Genomic DNA, 17554 nt, shown 5'->3' with positions numbered 1-17554 from the left:
CGGTTATAAAGCTACGATGTCGGACGCGTAAAATCTTTTACTAATTCAACCCATTCTGTTGGCTTTTCAATTTGAACAGCATGACCACTATCTATTTCTTTGTACGTGCTGTTTTTAATATTTTTATAAACTTCACGTACCCGATAAGGCGGAATCAACGTATCTCTACTTAATCCAATAACCAGCGTATCTTTATCTATTTGAGACAAATAATCTTTTATGTTTAGGATTAATCCCAAAGCAATGCGTTTGCCTATCTCTTTTTCTGCTGGCCGGGCACATATTTGCTGTATAGTGTCATGTCCCAGTGATGAGAGAAATTCTGGACTGAGAGCATGGGATAGGCCAAAAGCCATTGCTGATGCTTTATCATTACACTCCAGATGCAACCATGTATTGAATACTAATTGATGGCGAGGATCATCATTTGTCGCCCACGGGGCGGTCAATATCAATTTATTGATTATATTCGGATACTTTGCTGCTACTACAGCAGCAACGACAGCGCCCAGAGACACACCGACCAAATCAACGGAAGCAGTGCTGCTATTTTCTATCAAGCTATTCTCTACCAAACTATCCTCTATCACAGCGGCGATTTGCTCAGCGAGGTGCTCAATAGTCAATGTTTCTGAGGGTAATGCAGAATTTCCACATCCTGCATAGTCAGGAATGATCACTGTTCGATCACCGTTAAATGCTTTTTTTATTTCCCCAAAGCTACTATTGCCGCTGCTATTTGTGCCATGCAGAAGTACGATTGGTTTTTTGTTATTTTCCTGATCTTCTCCAAATTCTTTACGATAAGAAACAAATGAATTATTCAACTTAATGATTTTATCGATCGACTTCACAACGTTTTCCTCTGCATGATCTGGATTGGTGTATGTTTATACACGAGTTCAGTGGGTTAACACTGTGATCTAATCTTCTTAATTAAAATATCGAAGAGTGATGGAGAAATTTTGAAGAAATATTGGGATGGATGTTTGGGCCAGCCATCAGGCTCACCCAAACGCGATCACAACGCAGGTGTTCTGACCGTTAAGATATTTTCATTAATATACTGTTTTTAAAAGTGTTCTTACTCGTTATCAAAAACCTAAACTATCCAATAAATCATCAACTTGTTCTTGGTTGGCAATAACGCCTGTACCATGTTGGTTGACTTGAGGTCCATTAAGAAGATTGTCGTTCTCTTTTTTCGCTTTAGCTATCTGATCAGAGGGCATGTTTTCCATCAATACCATGACCAACTGTTTTTCCAGTTCCTGAATGACTTCCATCATCCGTTTGATCACCTGACCAGTGAGATCCTGAAAGTCTTGTGCCATCATGATTTCAAGCAGTTGAGCATTGGTAAATGAGGTATAGTCAGGCACGAGATTCAGGTAGTTTCTCGTGTCCGTTACCAGTGAACGGGCATCTGTCAGATCCAGATTTTTCGGGTCTGCAAACCACTCATCCCAACGTAGGGTCAAGGATTTGGCTGATTCCTCCAACTCGTTCTGACGAGGTTGAGCCAACTCAACGCAACTCAGTACCCTTTCAGCCGCTTGTGTCGTCATTTGGACAACGTAATTCAATCGTTCCCTTGCATCTGGGATCGCCTCAGCCGCCTGAGCGATAGTTTGATCCAATCCCAATTCACGCAGACTATCGCGCAGCATTCTCGTTAACTGCCCGATACGACTGATTATTTCACTGGTAGGGATCGCGTCATTTCTCGGCATGATTGGATTTTCACTCATTTTGTCTCCTTAGAGCCCCAATTTTTCAAAAATTTTATTGAGTTTCTCTTCCAAAATGGCCGCAGTAAACGGTTTCACGACATAACCGCTGGCTCCGGCCTGTGCTGCTGCAATAATGTTTTCTTTTTTCGCTTCTGCGGTCACCATCAAGACAGGTAAGGCTGCCAGTTTTTCTTCACTACGAATCGTTTTCAGCAATTCGAGACCATCAATGTTTGGCATATTCCAGTCAGAAATGACGAAATCAAATTCAGCAGTACGAAGTTTAGTCAATGCCTCTGCCCCATCCTGCGCTTCATCCACATTATTGAAACCCAACTCTTTCAGTAGATTACGCACAATTCGACGCATAGTTGAAAAGTCATCAACTACCAGAAATCTCAGATCCTTACTTGCCATAAAAACTCCTTGGAATTTAACTTACAGTTACTAAATACTAATAGTTACTCAATATGAATAGTTACTCAATATGAATAGTTACTAAATACGAATAGTTACTAAATACGAATTGATTGTCCTACGCTGAGTTTGGCCAGCATAGCTTTACTGATTTTTTGAATGTCCATGACATCATCCACTGCGCCCAGCTGGATTGCGGCACGTGGCATGCCAAATACCACACAACTCGCCTCACTCTGCGCTAATGTATAGGCTCCTGCCTGCTTCATTTCCCGCAAACCCGCAGCACCATCACTTCCCATCCCCGTTAAGATAACTCCCACGGCATTGCGCCCCGCACATTGGGCAACGGAACGAAATAAAACATCAACGGAGGGACGATGGCGATTAACCGGCAAAGTATTGGTTATCATGATTTGGTAATTGGCGCCACTGCGACAAAGCTCCATATGGCGATCCCCCGGTGCAATATAGGCGTGTCCCGGCAGGACTCGCTCGCCATCCTCAGCTTCTTTGACAGTGATCTGACTCAGTTTATTGAGTCTTTCTGCAAATGAGCGTGTAAAACCAGGAGGCATATGCTGGGTGATCAACAAGGCCGGGCTGGTGACCGGCAGAGGCTGTAACAGGTTTTTTATTGCCTCTGTTCCGCCTGTCGATGCACCAACTGCGATCAGTTTTTCACTGGATAATAGTGGTTTGAAACTCAACGGCGCTACATTTACAGGAGCTGGTTCTCTGGTACTGATTTTTGCCTGTGCCGCAGCACGGATTTTCTCAGCAATCAACTCGCTGTAGGCCAACATGCCTTCACGGATACCCAACTGTGGTTTGGTTACAAAATCCACAGCACCCAGTTCTAGTGCCTTAAGTGTAATTTCCGAACCTTTTGCTGTCAGAGAAGAAACCATCACGACAGGCATGGGACGTAACCGCATTAACTTTTCCAGAAAATCAATGCCATCCATGCGCGGCATCTCAACATCCAACGTTAATACCTGCGGGTTGTGTTTTTTTATTAAATCGCGGGCAACAAATGGATCTGGAGCACAATCCACCACTTCCATATCAGGGTGGCTGTTAATAATTTCTCGCATGATTTGGCGCATCAGCGCCGAATCATCTACACAAAGAACAGTTATTTTATTCATGACCCCTCCTTGCCCGACCTACACCGTAAACGGTCTGTCCTTGCAAGTAGAACTCTCGGCTGATTTGAGTAACGTTTTCGGAATGCCCTGCAAAGAGCAAACCATCTGGTTTTAAGAAAGTGACAAAACGGCGCAATATCCTTTCCTGCGTATTTTTATCAAAATAAATCATGACATTACGACAGAATATCGCATCAAACTTACCCTCTAGCGCCCAATCAGAATCCAATAGATTCAGATGCCGAAAACTCACCATTTCGGCCAGTAAAGGGCGAACACGAGCATATCCCTCAAAGAGACCAACGCCTTTGAAAAAATATTTTTTCTTCTGGCTCTCACTCAGAGACTGTAATTCTTCAAGTCGATAAACTCCCTGTCGGGCTTTTCCCAGCACACTGGTATCAATATCGCTGCCAATGATTTTTATCCGGTTTGATCGATGTCCTAATGCATCACACAAAGTCATTGCAATAGAATACGGCTCCTCCCCCGTTGAAGCGGCTGCGCTCCAAACGCGGTATGTTCCCCCATTTCTCCTGTTGGCATGTGCCGCCAGAATGGGAAAATGATGGGTTTCCCTGAAAAATGCCGTGAGATTGGTGGTCAATGCATTGATAAACAATTCCCACTCAGTACTCTGAATGTCTTGTTCCAAAATCGACAGGTATTGACCAAAATCATTGAGCCCCAATACACGAAGCCGCCTGACTAAGCGGTTGTACACCATCTCACGTTTATTTTTTGCCAGTACAATGCCAGCCCGTTGATAGATAAACTGGCAGATGCGCTCAAATTGCGCATCCGACAAAGCATGCCGCTGAAACATAAAGTTCAGCGGTGCAGTAGCATCAGTAACTGAAGCTATTAAATTGGATTTCATCTGACCTCAGTGTATTTGGCTTACAACATACTCATTGGTCATTTTTGATGCAGAAGACTCTTGATGGCCATACTCATTTCCCAAATCTCTGGGCAGTTCAAATTTAGCAACGGTTTTCACCAGTGTGTCAGCCTTATCTTCAAGAGCTGACGCAGCAGCGGCAGATTGTTCCACTAATGCCGCATTTTGCTGGGTGACTTGATCCATCTGGCTGACCGCTTGGGCGACCTGATGAATGCCACGACTTTGTTCATCAGAAGCCGCCGCGATTTCAGCCATCAGATCTGTCACTCTGTTAACAGATTTGACCAATTCATCCATTGTCTGCCCCGCATTGTTCACGAGTTCTGAGCCTTGGTTAACACGATGAACTGATTCATCAATTAAGGTTTTGATCTCTTTTGCGGCCTCAGCACTCCGTTGTGCCAAATCGCGTACTTCACCCGCTACTACGGAAAATCCACGCCCCTGCTCACCCGCACGGGCGGCTTCAACGGCTGCATTCAGCGCCAGAATATTGGTTTGGAAAGCAATACCATCAATAACGCTGATAATTGCACTGATCTTCTTCGAACTATTGGCAATTTCATCCATGGTTGCCACAACATCCGTGGTCAATTGTCCACCTTTCGAAGCAGTCTGGGAGGCAGATACCGCCAGTTCACTGGCCTGACGCGCGTTTTCTGCATTTTGTTTGACCGTAACGGTTAATTCTTCCATGCTGGCAGCCGTTTCTTCCAGCGATGCCGCCTGCTGTTCTGTACGTGATGATAAATCAGTATTACCCTGTGTGATTTCCTGAATACCGGTATGCATCTGATTAGTATTTTCACGCACAGAAGAAATGGATTTGATTAATGATTTCTGCATTTCACGCAGTTTTCTGAAAATATCGCCAATTTCATCATTAGTCGTAACAGCGACTTCTTTATCCAAACGGCCTTCTGCCACGTCTTGAAAGCAAGATCTCAAATTGTCGAATGGTCTGAGTAGATTACGTTTCAGCCACCAATGAGCTGCCATAGCGACAACAAATACCATCAAAATAGAACCGAAAAACATGGCAATGGCGATTTTGTAATAAAGCTCTGCATCTTCAATCGTATTGGCGATGTTATTATTGAGATACTGCATATAATTGTTATATGCGACTTCCATCCTGCGCTGGTGATCCTCTGTTGGCTGATCAAGAAAAGCCTGAAAATCACCACCATAGAGAAAAACTTTCAACTCTTTCAGTGAATTGAAATATTCTTGATAAGCACTTCCAATCTCAGCTAATAAGGCATCTCTTTTTTTATTCTGTCCAGCTTGGGGTAATGAAGAGAATTTGGCAAAATTTCTTTCTGCTTCATTGAGTGCGCTTTTGAGCAACGCTTCCATCGCATCTATTTGAACTTGCGGTTGCCCTACTTTCTGAGCAATTGCGATTTTATTCAGAGTGTTACGCGTTTGCAATAATGCTGCCCAACTCAATCCAAGGGTATCTCTCCGTTGAGTTCCCAAATCAATTCTTTCGATATATGACTGGTCTGTATGAATTATTCCCAGAGACAAACCACTCGAAATAATTTGCATAACACAAAACATCATTAGTAATAGATACAAACTGGTTGATATGCGAAGCCTGCTTAACATGTAATCACCTCGTTTAACGGCTGCATTAATGCAGCCGTGGTTATCGCTATTATTTTTTTAGAATGTTTCCCAATTAGATGGGTCTTCCACATCACTGTTCTTCTTCAGTACGGGAGAATTCGTTTTCTTAGCTGGAGAGGTTGACGATTTTTTCGTCAATAAAACTTCATGTTTTCTTCTTTCAGGCTGTATCCTTTCTGCCTGCTCCGGTAACTGAAACAACGCGACAGCTTGGGTCAATATTTTGGCCTGCTCTTCCAATGCCGCAGCGGCGGCGGCAGACTGTTCAACCAATGACGCGTTTTGTTGGGTGACTCTATCCATTTCAGAGATAGCCACTCCAACTTGGCTAATTCCTCTGCTTTGCTCATCAGAAGCCGACGCGATTTCTCCCATGATGTCAGTCACGCGAGTCACGGAATCCACAATTTTATTCATGGTTTCGCCCGCGCTTTCAACCTGCATGGAACCGGTATCAGTGCGATTTACCGAGTCTTCGATCAGCGTTTTAATCTCTTTTGCCGCTTCTGCGCTGCGCTGCGCCAGATTACGTACTTCACCAGCAACAACAGCAAAACCACGTCCATGCTCGCCAGCACGGGCAGCTTCTACAGCAGCATTAAGAGCAAGAATGTTGGTCTGGAAAGCAATCGCATCAATCACACCCGTGATATCAGAGATTTTGCGGGAACTGTCTGCAATGTCATGCATGGTCTGAACGACATTGGCCACCACTTTACCTCCCTGACGGGCGATATCAGAGGCGTTGTCAGCCAGATTGCTGGCCTGGCGAGCATTATCAGCATTCTGTTTCACTGTCGCAGTCAACTGTTCCATGCTGGCAGCCGTTTCTTCCAACGAGGCCACTTGTTGTTCAGTTCGGGAAGAGAGATCGTTGTTACCCGCAGCAATTTCGCTGGTGCCGGTATAAATGGTTTCTGTACTTTGGTGGACACTTCTGACTGTACTGATCAGTTCTTCCTGCATGTGCTTCAAGCCAACAGCTAACATGCCCATTTCATTCTGACCCGATACGGTGACGGTCTGGGTCAGGTCACCTTTTGAGAAAGCTTTGATGTTATCCAACAGCTTGTGCAATGGATCAATCAAGGCCTTACGCAGACCAATCCAACTGATTGTCATCACACCAATCAGCATGACAAATACCGTGATCAGGCTGATAATGACGTTGCGGTAAGCATCATCTGCTGCGTGCGATACTTCACTATACAGTTTGTCATTCTGATTCAGGTAGAATACATATTCCGCATTAAAAGCATTCTGGATGCTAGTAGTTGGTTGATCAAAGAAAGCTTTGAAATCTTTCTTTGACAACAAAATATCAAGTTCTTTCAAAGCATTAAGGTAGTCATGCTGAGTTTGTTTTAGCTTCTGAAGACGCTCTGGATCATATATCGATAGTTTCGGCCGATGTTCAAATTGCTCAAAACGGCGTTCCGCAAGAGCAATATTAACCTTGGCCTCTGCCCAGATATCGTCAATAGAATATTCGCTGTCTAAATTCTGCTGTTTCATTATTATGACGATACCAATGCGATTCAGGTTATTACGGGCTTGAAGCAGATTAATCCAGCTTTCATCCAGTAATCTTTGTTGCCCTCGCATTTCATCTATCCGATTAAAAGCTTCTGTATCATTCTTCAAACTATTGAAGGATAAAGCCCCGGAGATAAATTGCAGAGCACCAAATAATATGATGACCGAGATAAGCCCCGTCACTATTTTCATTCGGTTAAACATGACTTCCCTTTTGTAATAAATTGCTATGCCAGTGTTATCGGCAGGCTTAAAGGGAACTTTACGTGTAATTCTAAAAATTGATTTTTTACAGTGTTTTTTTGATCCAGAACAATAAAGCGGCTGTTCTAAAGAACAACCGCCCCCGAAATATCAGCTCTTGGCGACTGAATCTACCAATGCCATTTCTTCACTGTTAAGGAGTTTTTCGATATCGACCAGAATCAACATACGTTCGTCAATCGAACCGAGACCTGTCAGGTATTCTGTAGATAAGGTGACCGCAAATTCTGGTGCAGGGCAGATTTGAGAGTCTTTAAGAGAAAGTACGTCTGAGACTCCATCAACTACAATTCCCACGACACGGTTAAGCAGATTTAAAACAATAACAACAGTATTGTCATTATATGTCACATCTTCCTGCGAAAATTTGATCCTCAAATCAATAATGGGAACAATCACTCCGCGCAGGTTGGTGATACCTTTTATAAAAGCAGGTGTGTTAGCAATGCGGGTCACTTGATCATACCCGCGAATTTCCTGCACTTTCAGTATTTCAATTCCATATTCTTCGTCGCCCAAGGTAAAAACCAGATATTCCTTTCCGGCCGTTTCCCCCGATAATTTATTGAATTCTTCTATGGCTGACATGATGTTACCTTTTACTGTGATTGGGTATATATCTATTTGTTATTCACCAGTTCCGCTTTGCGATCAGCCAATTGTTCATGGTTGAGTTTTTGCAAAGCAGGAATATCAATGATGAGTGCAACACTTCCATCTCCCATGATGGTGGCCGCCGAAATGCCCAGCACTTTGCGGTAATTGCTCTCAATATTTTTAACAACAACCTGATGCTGCCCCACCAATTTATCTATCAGCAGTGCATAGCGACGCCCGGCACTTTGCACAATGACGGCAATGCCTTTGGTTGGATCTGTTTCTCCATTCGGGATATCGAATATGCGGTACAGCTCAAGTAACGGTAGATATTCACCACGTACCTGCAATAACTTTTCATCTCCCGCCAACGGATAAATATCTTCATCCTGTGGCTGTAATGAGCTGACCACGGCGCTTAGTGGAAGAATGAAAACTTCGTCTTTAACTCTGACAGACATGCCATCGAGTATCGCCAATGTCAGCGGAAGCAGAATACGAATGACTGTTCCCTTCCCTTCCTGGAAGTTAATCTGAATTTGACCGCCCATATCCTGAATATTGCGTTTAACAACATCCATGCCAACACCACGACCAGAAACATCCGTTACCACTTCCGCAGTAGAGAATCCAGGAGCAAATATGAGCATTGCCACTTCTTCATTACTCATATTTTCATTGACGTTCAGTCCCTGAGATTGTGCTTTGGCCAAGATCTTCTCGCGATTCAGACCGGCTCCATCATCAATGACTTCAATACAGATGTTTCCACCCTGATGTTCAGCCGACAAGGTCAAGTTACCGGTTTCTGATTTTCCGGTTGCGAGACGTTTTTCCGGGCTTTCAATTCCGTGATCAAGGCTGTTGCGCACCAAGTGCGTAAGAGGGTCGATAATGCGCTCAATCAAGCTTTTATCCAGTTCTGTTGAACTGCCGATCAATGTCAGCTCGACTTTTTTATTGAGTTTACCAGCCAAGTCACGGACTAAGCGTGGATAACGACTGAAAACATATTCCATCGGCATCATGCGGATTGACATGACGGATTCTTGTAAATCACGAGAATTTCGCTGCAATTGAGCCATACAACTCAGCAATTCGCTGTGTTTTGTCGGTTCCAGACCATTACAGTGCTGTGTCAGCATAGATTGGGTAATAACCAGTTCACCGACCAAATTGATGAGTTGATCAACCTTTTCAACTGCAACACGAATACTGGAGGATTCTGCTCGTTGACGTGGTGATCCCGCTGCCGGACGTGGTGCAGGACGCCCTACTTCGCGCACATCTGTTTTCTTCGGTGAATCAATGGATTGTGGTTTATTTGCAATTACGGTGTTTGTCGCTGCGGTAGCTTCTGCTGTATTTTTTTCTACTGCGTATTCCGCTGCACTATTTTCTGCTATATGTCCTGCGATAGTTTCTGCTGCTGTATCTACTACTAGTGTTTCTTCTATAGAAGACGCATTTTCTATGACAGCTTCTGCTACCTCATTTTCTGTCTGCGATTCTCTTGTTGGCAAAAATGTTATCTGTTCAGGCTCAATCACAAAACATAATACAGCCGTGATATCATCTTCTGTCGCAGACGTGATCAATGATGCTTCAAGACTGTCTGAAGTTTGTTCCACATCACAAATATCACCAAGATGACTTAATTCATCCTTCATCAAAGCAACTTCGCGCTCTTTCAAACCAGACAAATGAACACGAATATTCCCATGCTCGGATTTGGTTGTGGGAGACTGCTTTTCTTCTGGCTGCTTTTCTTCCGGTTGATCTGCTGCTGTCGCCTGTTTCTCCTCAACTGTATTTACAATTTCTTCTTTAACAAGTTCAGTCTGAGTTGTGGTTGTTGTGGCGAAAATCTGCTCAGCCTGCCTCTCTTCCTGTAGTTCTAGTGCAAGCTGACGCAATGTTTCACAGATATAATTGAATGTATCTTCATCCGGCTCCTGAGAACTTTTATAGGCATCCAATTGTTGCTGCATAATATCTTTCGCTTCTAAAAACAGGTTGATAATGTCAATGGTCAGGCGTATTTCGTCACGTCTGGCACTGTCGAGCAGATTCTCCAAAACATGCGTAGTTTGTTGTAGCTTAGTAAAACCAAAAGTCGCTGCGCCTCCCTTAATGGAATGGGCACTGCGAAATATTGCGTTTAGTTGTTCATGCTCAGGTTCATCTGCATTAAGCAGCAATAAATGCTGCTCCATATCGTCCAATAATTCATCTGCTTCATCAAAGAACGTCTGATAAAAAGCGGTAATATCCATCGTTACTTACTCTGTCATCTTAATATCACTTAGCGGTTCAACCGATGGTTGCTCCGATTCTGTGATTTCATGTTTTATAACCACATGGGATTGATCGGTGGGTTGCTGAACAGGCGTTCCCTCATTCGAATCCATTCTGATGACTTCTTGCATATCCATACTATTGTTTGCTGTCATGGCACTACCGCCGCTGTTTTCCTGCTCAATCCGTTTTTCCGCATCTTTATTCAATACAATGATGCTAATACGACGATTCATCGGCGCATTTGGATCGATACCTTTCTGCATACTTACAGTAGATGCCATACCTACAACCCGCAGAATTTTGATTTCATCCAGACCGCCAAGCAGCAGTTCACGCCTTGAAGCATTGGCACGATCGGAAGAAAGTTCCCAGTTACTGTAACCTCGTTGTCCATTGGCATACTGTAAATTATCGGTATGACCAGAAAGGCTGACTTTGTTTGGGATATCATTCAAGATCGGCGCAATTGCCTGCAAAATATCGCTCATATGATTTTCAACCTTTGCGCTGCCAATCATGAACATCGGACGGTTTTCCCGATCGATGATCTGAATGCGCAGTCCTTCATCCATCATATCTATCAATAAATGAGGACGCAGTTCTTTAAGACGAGGATCGCTGATAATCAATTGATCGAGTTGCTGGCGTAATCGATTCAGGCGACGTGTTTCTTCACTGGCTTCAACAAGCTTGGATTGGCGGAAAACTTCCCCATCCTGTTGGAAAACATCATCCCCTCCTCCGGGGATCGGATTAGTGCTATCACTGCTTTGATCCCCTTTATTAATCGCTACTTGCAAAGGAGTTCGGAAATATTCTGCAATGCTGGTCAATTCCTGTGGACTGGCGATCGAGATCAGCCACATAACCAAAAAGAATGCCATCATTGCAGTCATAAAATCTGCATACGCAATCTTCCATGATCCACCATGATGATTCGAATCATGTTTTTTACGGCGTTTCTTTATTCTGACGACAGTAACATTATTCGCTCTCATAACTATTCTTCAGCTTCTTGTTGTACAGGGGCTTTAACCCGACGAACATGCTCTTCAAGTTCTGTAAATGAAGGGCGATCTGTAAGGAATAATGTTTTACGACCGAATTCAACTGCAATTTGTGGTGCATAACCATTCAGACTGGAAAGCAGCGTCACTTTAATACACTGCATCATTTTGACTTGCTCGCTACTGCGTTGACGAAGTAACGTCGCCAGAGGAGAAACAAAACCATAAGCCAATAAGATCCCAAGGAATGTTCCCACCATTGCATGTGCGATCAAAACACCCAGCTCACCTGCCGGACGATCCGCTGATCCCAATGCGTGAACCACTCCCATAACGGCAGCAACAATTCCGAATGCAGGCAGTGAATCGCCTACCATCGCCAAACTGGTTGCTGGCACTTCACTCTCTTGTTCGTAAGTCTCAATTTCCTCATCCATCAAAGCTTCGATTTCATGAGGATTCATGTTACCGCTGATGATCAATCGCATATAATCAGTGATGAAGTCCATCAAATGCTGATCTTTCAACAACCGCGGATACTGTGTGAAAATATCGCTTTGGTGTGGATTTTCAATATCCCGCTCCAAAGCCAGAAGTCCATTCTGGCGGGATTTGGATAGCAGTCGGAATTGCAATGCCATGAGATCCATGTACATCACTTTATTGTATTTTGATCTGCGTAATACTTTTGGTAAAACGCGCAGTGTTGCCTTTATCGCCTTGCCATTATTGCCCACAATAAAAGCGCCAATTCCCGCACCTGCAATAATCAAAAATTCTGCTGGCTGATAAAGTGCGCCCATGTGACCACCGACAAGCAGATAGCCACCAATTACCGCACCAAAAACCACGATATATCCTAAAAGTACTAACACGCGATATCCTTTAGCTAAGTTGGTGAGCAGATGGGATTTGAACAGGGCGAATTGAAAAATGAAGAAGGATGTGGTGACAGATTACAGGTTTTATATTCTAACCTGTAATCTGAATTTTACTTTCCCATTTTAATTCACATAGCTTGCTGAGCAAATCCATCCAGCAGTTGTGAATTAGTATCGGCAGGTTGCGGGGAAAGTTTACGTTTTTTTACTGCCCGTGAAGGGGGCTGGCAAAGACTGCAAACAAAGCTATTTACTGGTTGGTGAGCATGTGTGATGAAAGTTCCACCACAACAGCGGCATTCTGTTGGTTGTAACATACCACTATTAACAAAACGAACCAGTGTCCAAGCCCTAGTCAATGCTAATACGGGGCCTTCGTTACTATCTGGAGGACATTGCTCAAGGTACAATCGATAGGCTTTTACAACAACCTCTACACCTTCACAATGTCCACTTTTTAACAGAAAACGGTAAGCATTGTAGAACATTGACGAATGAATATTTTGTTCCCAAGTCATAAACCAATCCGTCGAAAAGGGGAGCATCCCTTTAGGCGGAGGGCTTCCCCGCAATTCTTTATACAGCCGGATCAACCGCCCCCTACTTAGTTGCGTTTCACTTTCAAGCATCTGCAATCGCGCGCCCAGAGTGATGAGTTCCATTGCCAGATGAATATCTTTCGCTTCCTGAACAATACTTTTTTCAACCATCTTTACGCTCTTTTCTTGATTGAAGTGTCAACCTGTGCGGATAACTGCTGAAACAGATGGGTAGACAGTAAGATACCTGTATGAATCTGTTGCAAATCATCCACCCGCGATTCCTTCGTTAGCTGCTTTACAGTTTCGTGGTCTTCAAGCCGGAAATGGCAAATCAATTGGTTCGTTTCCGCCAATTTTATTAACTGAGGCAATGTTAGCTCGGCCAGCGTATCAGCCATTGATTCACTAATACCTAAACGGAACATCGCAGATGCTTTCTCATGGTTAATTAGCCGTTGTGCTAAAAGCAAATACGATAAATTTATGTCATAAATATGTTTGAGCAATTCAACCGTACTCATTTCTATATATCCCGTCCGATTACATGAAAAAAATAAATTAAGTGATCAAAGAATCACTCACGACAAAATTACCAGTAGCATGAGATTCAATAATCTCCGACATAACTGAAATATACATCTTTAGCCAGAGCAGTAACTGTCCTTTGTATTACTCTTGGGATCGCCCAATTTCTAAAATATTTCGGTAGTGGGTTGTAAAAGTATTATTGCGTCATCTGGGTAATGCACTTGCCACAATTGATTAAGAATATTCTTAATGCTAATTAACTTTACTCCTGAATCATCAACTTATACAACGGAGAATATATGTCATTTTAAATACTATGTGATCCATATCACAAAACCGACTCTTTTTATTATGATTCTAGCTCATTAACTATTCAAGCAATAGGAAACAAAAAATAGTCTACAATTAATAAGTTAAATTATTTAAATAAAAATATAAGTGACTGTTTTTTGTTTTATGCGATCTATTAAACTTATAAATCCAAAATAACGACAAAAAATCTCTCCCTTAGCAAAATTGTCAATATTTTAATAAAATTTGCCTCTTGATAATGTAGGTAGGTACTCATCTTCCACTATAACTTGATTTAGATCATAGTTATGCCAAATTTATTAATTATATGTGAACACTAGTTATTAAAAAGCTACCAGTCTGATCATTTTTAATTTATGATCGTATTTTTTTCAAGCAGACGAAAGAGGGGAACTCCCCCCACTTTGGGGACAAATCTCACACAGATCACAAAAATAAGATAAAATACAGTATGATATTGAAATAAAAAACATCTCTATCCTTGAAATCCAGTAAACACAAGCAGCAATTCTTTGCTAATACAACGAAATATTTGCTCCTTAAGGGCAATAAAAACGCCTTACAATCACAACAATTAATAAATTTATCTAATCAAAATTAGCATCTGCATTGCCTTGTCACAACACAAACTCAATGAAATCCCCAATGAGGATTATTTCCTCTTATTGCCAGCCCTATACCCACAAATCATAACTAAATTTAATCAATTTACTCGATGACGACATCAAAAATGTTAAGAATAATAAATGTTTTTTCGTGTTACAACAGAACGAGCAAGCCAGAAGGCTAATTCAAAAGAAAACAGCCTGTTGACTAAAAAATTAATTCGCTTAAATAACAAAAAACATAGAGATAAAATCATTACTAAATGCAAATTTAGTAATAAATTATTATTACATAAAATCAAATTAAAAGAGGAATAGGCATTTAAAATAGAAACAAATGAATATAGATAGGGCGAATGAATATAAAAAAGAAATTCATCCTATTTAAGTTTAAATATAAATAACAATAGGTCATTTAAACTAGCGTTTCAAATAAAAAAAATAACAGGTAAATACAACTCTATTACTTCCTTAAGTTAATTTATATTGTGATAGGAGATTCACATTCAAAGAATAACATCAAGACCTATTCTAAATATCTACATAAAATTTGCTATTAGGAACGTAATAATGGCATGTTTTATGTGTGGAATAATCCATTGTTCCACACAGGATAATATATTTATTAATGAGAATTATTTACAACCATCTACCAAGCGATAAATGTAAAATTGCTTCATCATTTGGGCAACGATGCAGTAGTTTATTAATGTCCCAATTAACCATGGAAAATATTTCCACGGTAGCGGATGTAACCCTATAAGGGTATCAAAAGGTGAATATGGGATGTAGATCCCTAGTATCATTATTATTAGTGTTGTTAATAAAAAAGGTAACTCCACCGTACTTTGTACAAAAGGGATCTTTTGGGTGGGCAGCATATAAATAACCCGTATCTGAGACAATAGTCCTTCCACAAATCATCCGATTTAAATAACCCTTGATATTCCACACTGTTCGCTGCAAATACATACCACATCACTACGTATGCCGTAATATCGAGGATCGATGATGTGGAGCCGATCAAGAACATAAAGCACCTAATGTTCCTTGCATCACACTTACGTGGCTTTTTCAGAAACTCTTTATCTATTTTATTCCATGGAAAAGACAGTTGTGAAATATCGTATATTAGGTTTTATACAAGCAAATGAATGGCTAACTTCAGTAAAAATGGAATAAATGCACTGGTAAAAAATACGTTTCCAAAATTTGAACTAGCCGTAATATTTAAATACTTGATGATATTCCCAAATGTTTTCCTTCCCTTTATTACTCCTTTTACTAATACCATCAGATTTTTCTTAAACAGCTTAAACAGAATGATATCTGCTGACTCTTTTGCAATATCAGTCCCGATATCAACTGAAATTCCGACATCTGCATCCCGTAATACCGGAGCATCATTTATTCAATCACCCAGAAAACCGATTGTATGACCGTTATTTGCAATGATTTTAAAATATGTGATTTTTGCCGCGGGGGTTAACTTATAAAAGACTGACCTTAATTCCACTTCTTTTGAAAGGTCTTCATCGCTCATTAGTTCGATATCAGGGTCAATAAGAATATTTCCAGAATCTAAATCCACATCACAGCAAATTTTAGCGGTAATGACAGGATTATCTCCGGTAAACACCTTAACTAAAATACCATTTTCCCTTAATGCCACAATTGTCATTGCAGCACTTTCTTTTGGTGACTCTAGAAATGTTAATAACCCTGTAATACCCTCTCTTTTTCATCAGCAACAGAAAGAGGATGTTTTACTTCATTAGCGTTTAAGTCCCGTGTAGCTAAGATTAACACCTTGAAACCTTGTTCGTTATAGCTGCTAACCAGATCCATTACATTGTTGCGGCTTTCTTCAGTGAGAGGCATGTTTTTCTCCTTTATCCTTATTATAGGAGCAAATTGATAACATTTTTTCAGCAGCGTCCTTGCTGATTATTTTATGTTTTTTATACGAATTCTGTACGGAAATTGAGACTATGGGTCTAACAAAATCAAAGGGTAACTCATCAATTTTCCTGTAGCTGCGGAGTAAACCGATATCTGAATTTTCTCTGCCATGCCTAACAATCGCTTGATCCATTAAGTTCCTGGCGCCACTTTGGTGAAAACTAAGCAGCTTTTTTCTTCGATATTACTTTTTTCTTCGACATTACAATGACACCTTTAGCCAGATCAAAGCTGGCAATCATCGGTATCATGACCAGTATAAAACGGAGCAATAAACAGTAAACAGCTAACACTATTCACTCCACGATCAAACGTTATTTGAGTACGCGTTCCCACGATGGATTTTGCTAACGAACCAAAGTAAGTTTACCTCTCCTGTTAAAATTGTCTGACCAATAAATAGATTTCTGGACTCTATTAAATACAAATCGGCGGGGATCATATCTCCAGCAGATAAGTGAACAATATCATCAGGAACCCGATATCTGATTGGAGTTTCTTTTTTCTATGGCTTGGTATTTTGGGAAGAACGTCTTAGCATAGTCGCCAACTCCCGCAGAGCACCATCATGTTGCGGTTGTATTTAAACCACGAACACTTACTCCCTGACGTATAATCACGCCGATACCAAGAAAACTGGCACCAGTTGATAGCAAAGCATTAGTTCTCGATCCAGCCATACATTGACTCCATTGATGTTCGACGCCAATCAAAGCCCAAAGCACAATACAAATAGCAAATTCACAGTGATAGATGTCAGCAACATGCCATTCTCCATAATATTAAATGGATATCTCCATCGTTTTTCAAGTTAGGGTATAGGAGATCATGTACATTGATGGAGTAAAAAGATAATCTCTTCGTCGTACATAGAATATAGTGATGGCGAATTTTAATTCGACTTGGTTATTTATATATGTTCGGAGGGAATAAGGAATGAGTATATGACCATATCATGTATACCCCGATATATTTTTAGTTGATAGATTATTAAAAATCCAACTCAGCAGACTTTCAGTATCAAATAATTTTTCTTCGGGGAGATATAAATAGTGAGACTAGAGGCTTTGAGACTGAAATCCATGCGATCAAAATTATAGGACGGTATCATCGTATCGTACTTACATATCGTACTCATCGCATAATATTCATAATGCAGAAAAATCAGAACCACCCGCA

At 41.3% G+C, this 17554-nt stretch carries 13 protein-coding genes and 1 pseudogene; all 14 read right to left on the bottom strand.

Going from position 1 to position 17554, the window contains the following annotated elements; all coding sequences use genetic code 11:
- Positions 1 to 11 precede the first annotated feature (11 nt).
- Positions 12 to 854, bottom strand: coding sequence for an alpha/beta fold hydrolase (locus FE394_RS13860; RefSeq protein WP_319926955.1), 843 nt, complete (start codon positions 852 to 854; stop codon positions 12 to 14).
- Between the two features lie 240 nt (positions 855 to 1094).
- On the bottom strand, positions 1095 to 1751 hold the full coding sequence (gene cheZ, locus FE394_RS13855; RefSeq protein ID WP_319926954.1) for a protein phosphatase CheZ: 657 nt from the start codon (positions 1749 to 1751) through the stop codon (positions 1095 to 1097).
- 9 nt (positions 1752 to 1760) lie between these two features.
- Positions 1761 to 2150: a chemotaxis response regulator CheY gene (gene cheY, locus FE394_RS13850; protein WP_074019627.1), complete on the bottom strand. Its 390-nt coding sequence runs from the start codon at positions 2148 to 2150 to the stop codon at positions 1761 to 1763.
- A gap of 98 nt (positions 2151 to 2248) precedes the next feature.
- Entirely contained in the window at positions 2249 to 3301 is a 1053-nt protein-coding gene (locus tag FE394_RS13845; protein WP_319926953.1) for a protein-glutamate methylesterase/protein-glutamine glutaminase, read from the bottom strand.
- Positions 3294 to 4181: a protein-glutamate O-methyltransferase CheR gene (cheR, locus tag FE394_RS13840; protein ID WP_319926952.1), complete on the bottom strand. Its 888-nt coding sequence runs from the start codon at positions 4179 to 4181 to the stop codon at positions 3294 to 3296. Before cheR ends, FE394_RS13845 begins: the two co-directional genes overlap by 8 nt.
- Positions 4182 to 4187: 6 nt before the next feature.
- The gene (locus FE394_RS13835; RefSeq protein ID WP_319926951.1) at positions 4188 to 5819 is read right to left on the bottom strand and encodes a methyl-accepting chemotaxis protein; all 1632 of its coding nucleotides are present in this window, start codon (positions 5817 to 5819) and stop codon (positions 4188 to 4190) included.
- A gap of 57 nt (positions 5820 to 5876) precedes the next feature.
- Positions 5877 to 7580: a methyl-accepting chemotaxis protein gene (locus FE394_RS13830; protein ID WP_319926950.1), complete on the bottom strand. Its 1704-nt coding sequence runs from the start codon at positions 7578 to 7580 to the stop codon at positions 5877 to 5879.
- A 150-nt stretch (positions 7581 to 7730) separates the two neighbouring features.
- On the bottom strand, positions 7731 to 8228 hold the full coding sequence (cheW, locus tag FE394_RS13825; protein ID WP_319926949.1) for a chemotaxis protein CheW: 498 nt from the start codon (positions 8226 to 8228) through the stop codon (positions 7731 to 7733).
- Between the two features lie 32 nt (positions 8229 to 8260).
- On the bottom strand, positions 8261 to 10453 hold the full coding sequence (gene cheA / locus FE394_RS13820) for a chemotaxis protein CheA (protein ID WP_419836345.1): 2193 nt from the start codon (positions 10451 to 10453) through the stop codon (positions 8261 to 8263).
- A 66-nt stretch (positions 10454 to 10519) separates the two neighbouring features.
- Positions 10520 to 11536 carry a flagellar motor protein MotB gene (motB, locus tag FE394_RS13815; RefSeq protein WP_319926947.1) on the bottom strand — a complete coding sequence of 339 codons (1017 nt, stop codon included), beginning with the start codon at positions 11534 to 11536 and terminating at the stop codon, positions 10520 to 10522.
- Between the two features lie 2 nt (positions 11537 to 11538).
- On the bottom strand, positions 11539 to 12420 hold the full coding sequence (motA, locus tag FE394_RS13810; protein WP_319926946.1) for a flagellar motor stator protein MotA: 882 nt from the start codon (positions 12418 to 12420) through the stop codon (positions 11539 to 11541).
- A gap of 134 nt (positions 12421 to 12554) precedes the next feature.
- Positions 12555 to 13136 (bottom strand): flagellar transcriptional regulator FlhC, encoded by a 582-nt coding sequence (flhC, locus tag FE394_RS13805; RefSeq protein WP_319926945.1) that lies wholly within the window; start codon positions 13134 to 13136, stop codon positions 12555 to 12557.
- A 2-nt stretch (positions 13137 to 13138) separates the two neighbouring features.
- Positions 13139 to 13489 carry a flagellar transcriptional regulator FlhD gene (gene flhD, locus FE394_RS13800; RefSeq protein ID WP_319926944.1) on the bottom strand — a complete coding sequence of 117 codons (351 nt, stop codon included), beginning with the start codon at positions 13487 to 13489 and terminating at the stop codon, positions 13139 to 13141.
- Between the two features lie 1563 nt (positions 13490 to 15052).
- Positions 15053 to 16934, bottom strand: a pseudogene (mgtA, locus tag FE394_RS13795) (magnesium-translocating P-type ATPase); the annotation flags it as partial.
- Positions 16935 to 17554: the final 620 nt, after the last annotated feature.

This window comes from Xenorhabdus littoralis (genome assembly GCF_033949345.1).
In the GTDB taxonomy this organism is placed as follows: domain Bacteria; phylum Pseudomonadota; class Gammaproteobacteria; order Enterobacterales; family Enterobacteriaceae; genus Xenorhabdus; species Xenorhabdus littoralis.
This window is presented reverse-complemented; position numbering and strand designations above follow the sequence as displayed.